This is a genomic window from Actinosynnema sp. (assembly GCF_052038725.1).
In genome coordinates this window covers 1-3,957 of the sequence record NZ_JBQGCX010001099.1, presented here as the reverse complement: position 1 = coordinate 3,957, position 3,957 = coordinate 1, and the positions used below count along the sequence as shown (strand labels likewise).

General features: G+C 74.5%; 3 protein-coding genes. 2 read left to right on the top strand and 1 reads right to left on the bottom strand.

The annotated features are described in order from the left end of the window. Nucleotides 1-1,256, bottom strand: a 1,256-nt coding sequence (locus ACTUAL_RS23255; RefSeq protein ID WP_440901725.1) for a GAF domain-containing protein, incomplete at its 3' end; no start/stop codon positions are given. A 116-nt stretch (nucleotides 1,257-1,372) separates the two neighbouring features. Here ACTUAL_RS23255 and ACTUAL_RS23250 point away from each other — a divergent pair. Further along, entirely contained in the window at nucleotides 1,373-3,349 is a 1,977-nt protein-coding gene (locus ACTUAL_RS23250; protein ID WP_440901724.1) for a PP2C family protein-serine/threonine phosphatase, read from the top strand. Continuing rightward, nucleotides 3,328-3,753, top strand: coding sequence for a response regulator (locus ACTUAL_RS23245; RefSeq protein ID WP_198320477.1), 426 nt, complete (start codon nucleotides 3,328-3,330; stop codon nucleotides 3,751-3,753). The genes ACTUAL_RS23250 and ACTUAL_RS23245 overlap by 22 nt, the downstream gene beginning before the upstream one ends. The last annotated feature ends 204 nt before the right edge of the window (nucleotides 3,754-3,957 follow it).

Sequence of the window (3,957 nt, the reverse complement as noted above, 5' to 3'; positions counted from 1 at the left end):
CCCGCCCGCAGCGGCGGCAGCGCCGCCCACAGGGCGTCCAGGGCCGCCTGCTCCGGCGGGTGCGGGCTGTCCGGCGCGGGCACCGCCACACCGTTCAGGCGCAGCACCACCGCGTCCGCCTGGATCAGCTCCGCCAGCAGCGCGCCGCTCTCCAGCACCGACCGGACCACGTCCGCCTCCAGCCCCCCGACCAGCCGGGACAGCGCCGTCCGCGCCCCGTCCCGGCCGCGGGACGCCTGCGCCTCCTGCAGCGCGGCCAGCTGCAGCGACAGCGTCACCCCGAAGAACTCGCACGCCGCCCGCACCTCGGCTCCCAACCTGCGCGGTCGCAGGCCGTGGCAGGCGATCAGGCCCCACAGCTCGCCCTCGCGCAGCAGCGACACCGACATGGACGAGGTCACCCCGATGTTGCGCAGGTACTCCAGGTGGAACGGGGACACCGTGCGCAGCGTCGAGTCCGACAGGTCCAGCGGCTCGCTCGTGCCCGGCAGCGCGGGCGGGACCAGCGCGGCCGTCTCGTCGTCCACGTCCTGGATCACCCGGATCCAGTTGCGCTCGTACAACCGCCTCGCCTGCGGCGGGATGTCCGTCGCCGGGAACCACAGCCCCAGCCACGGCTCCAGCTCGTCCGACACCGACTCGGCGATCACCTCGCCCGGCCCGCCCGGCCCCTCGAAGCGGTACGCCACCACCCGGTCGTACCCGGTGAGCGCCCGGATCTCGGCCACCGCCGCCGCGCACACGTCCTCCACCGTGCGGCCGTGCTGCAACCGGGTCAGCGCCGCGCGCACCGCCGGGTAGAAGCGGGAGAACGCGAACGGCCGCTCGCCCGTCGGCGGCTCCAGCTCCAGGACCACGCGCCCATCGGCCCGGTAGACCGTGACGTCGAACTCCCGCCCGCCCTCCGGCACCGCCAGGCTCAGCAGGCCCCGGTCGCCGGTGGGCGCCCCGAGGGTGGCGTCGACCGCGGCCACGCCCTCGGCGCCGACCAGCGCCTCCAGCGCGGACCCGACCAGGTCCCCCGGCTCGCGGCCGATGATCGACGCGCAGGTGGTGCTGGCGACCTCGATCAGCCCGTCCGCGCCCACCGCCAGCAGCGCGCCGTACGATTGGACGCCGCCCAGCCGGTGGATCGGCTCGTTCACGCAGACGGACAGGTCGAACGGCGCCCCGGACTCGGCCTCGGCCGCCAGGTCGCGGGCGCCGGGCAGCCACGACGAGGTGGGCTCCTCGGGGGTGTCGCCACCGGTTGTCATCGTGTCCCGCCTTCGGGTGTGGCCACGCCGACGCGGGGCGCGTGAACCGATTATCGTGCCGGAACCCTACAGTTGTGCAGCGCCGACGTCGCGGCGCTCGGAAGAGCGGAGACCCGGTGCCTGCGAACCCGTCGACCCCCTGGTCGACCCGGCTGCACGCGCTGTGGCGGTCGGCGTCGGACGCCATGAGCACCAAGGGGTTCTCCGAGGAGCTGTACTTCGGCCTGCTGTCGCTGCCCGGCGCGTGCGGCCTGATCGGGGCCCGGTTCGGGCTGCGCGGCGAGGTGCAGATCGTGCGGTGGGCGGACCACGACGGGCTGGTCACCTCGCCGATCGGGCTCGCCGAGCAGCTCCTCGACTGGACCGCCGCGCACCCCGCGCGGCCGACCGAGAGCGTGCTGACGCCCCTGGACGAGCTGCGCCAGCAGTCGGCGGACCTCGCCGACCGGGTCGCGGCGATCGGGGCCACGGGGCTGCTGGTGACCTGGTTCGAGGTGTCCGCGGGGGAGTGGGGGCTGCTCGGGCTCGCCGTCTCGACGCCGGACGTGCACGCCGCGCCCGCCGACGCGGTCGGCATCGACATCGTCACCGCCATCCGGCAGGCCACCGACGTGATCGTCGCCGCCGACCACCACATCACCGAGCGCCGCGCCCTCGACGACCAGCAGGCCAGGGACGCGATCCTCGCCGAGGCCTCGCTGCGCATGGACGCCTCGCTCGACATCGAGGACACCCTGCGCGCCGTCGTGCGGATGGCCGTGCCCGGTCTCGCCGACGGGGCCGCGATCCACGCCGAGCGGGACGGGCGGATGGCGCTGATCGCCGTCGCGCACGTCGACGCGCGGCGCGAGCGGCGGCTCGGCGAGCACCTGCGGGCCGGGCGCTGGGCGGGCGAGCCGGTGGTGCTGGGGACCGACAGCTCCTCCTGGGATGAGGAGACGCGGCTGTCCGGGCTGCCCGACGAGGTCGGGCTGGAGCTGATGACCATCAGCGTGCTGCGGGCGCGCGGCCGGGTCGTCGGGATGCTCGCGTTCTTCCACCGGGACGGGTCGCCGCGCCGCCCGCTCGGGGCGTTCCTGCGGGACCTGGCAGGCCGCGCGGCGCTGTCCATCGACAACGCCACCCTGTACGAGCGGCGGCGGCGGGACGCGCTGTCGCTCCAGCAGCACCTGCTGCCGACCATGCTGCCGGACGTGCCGGGGCTGGAGTTCGCGACCACCTACAACGTCGCCGACCACACCCTGGAGGTCGGCGGCGACTTCTACGGGGCGGTCGACCAGCCCGGCGGGCGGGTCACCGCGCTCATCGGCGACGTGTGCGGCCGCGGCGCGCCCGCCGCCGCGCTGACCGGGCTGGCCAGGCACACCCTGGAGACCGTGCTCGCGGAGGGGCGGTCGGCGCAGCACGCGGTGCGCACCCTCAACGACAAGATGCTGCGCATCGGGGTCACCCGCTTCCTGACCCTGGCCACGGCCACGTTCTGGGCGGCCGAGTCCGGCTTCCGGGTGCGGACCCTGTCCGCCGGGCACCCGCCGACGCTGCTGGTGCGCCGCGACGGCGCCGTGCGGGAGAGCCGCAGCACGGGCAGGCTGGTGGGTGTGCTCCCCGACCTGCGCCTGCGCACCGCCACCGACGTCCTGCGGCCCGGTGACGCGCTGGTGATGTACACGGACGGCCTGATCGAGGCCCGCGACGCCGAGGGGCGGTTCTTCGGGGACACCGACCTGGAGCCCACGCTCAGCAGGCTGCGCGGGCTGCCGCTGTCGGACCTGGCGTCGTCGCTGATCGCGGGCAGCGGCCGGTACCACGTCGGCGACGACGCGGCGGTGCTCGCGATCCGGTGCACGGGGGCGCGGGCGCTGCGGGCCGAGCTGCCGCCCTCGGCGGCCGGGGACGCGGCGCTGGCGGCGGTGCGGGGGCTGCGGGGCGACTCGGCTCCGGCGGAGCTGCCCGAGCGGCTGGTGGCGTTCCTGGCGGAGTGCGCGCTGGAGGGCGTGAGCGCGGTGCGGGTGGCCGTGGACGGCGACGCCGAGTGGGCGCGCGTGGAGATCACTGGGGAAGGGCGCGTGGCGTGGGCCGAGCTGACGGACTGACCGCGCAGCGGCTGCTCCTGGTGGTGGAGGACAGCGAGGAGGACCGGGAGGCGATCGACCGCGCCCTGTCGCGCTCGCACCCCGAGCTGCTGCTGGAGTTCCTGCCGGACGGGGGCGACCTGCTGGCGCGGTTGCGCGACGGCTCGCGGTCCCGGCCGAACCTGATCCTGCTGGACCTGAACATGCCGGGGGTCGACGGGTACCGGCTGCTGGCGGACGTGCGGGCGGATCCGGAGCTGGCGTCGCTGACGGTGGTGGTGTTCACCTCGTCCACGGCGTCGGCGGACATCGACCGGTGTTACGCGGCGGGGGCGGACAGTTATGTGTACAAGCCGGTGAACTTCTCGCTGTTCCGGACCGTGCTGCAGGGCGCGGTGGACTACTGGCAGGACAACCCCAGGTAGGTCGGTTTCACCCGGTGGGGGTGGGGCGTCACTCTGGCGTGTGGGTGTGACGGAATTTCTGCTGGAGGTGCGATGACTTCAGTGTGGAATAAAATCAGCGGTGGGCGGCACGCGGGCACTGTCTCACCCGAACGTCAGGTGATCCAGTAGTAGATCACCAACAGTGATGCTGAGTCCGTCCTGCGGCATCGGTTCGGGGAGTCG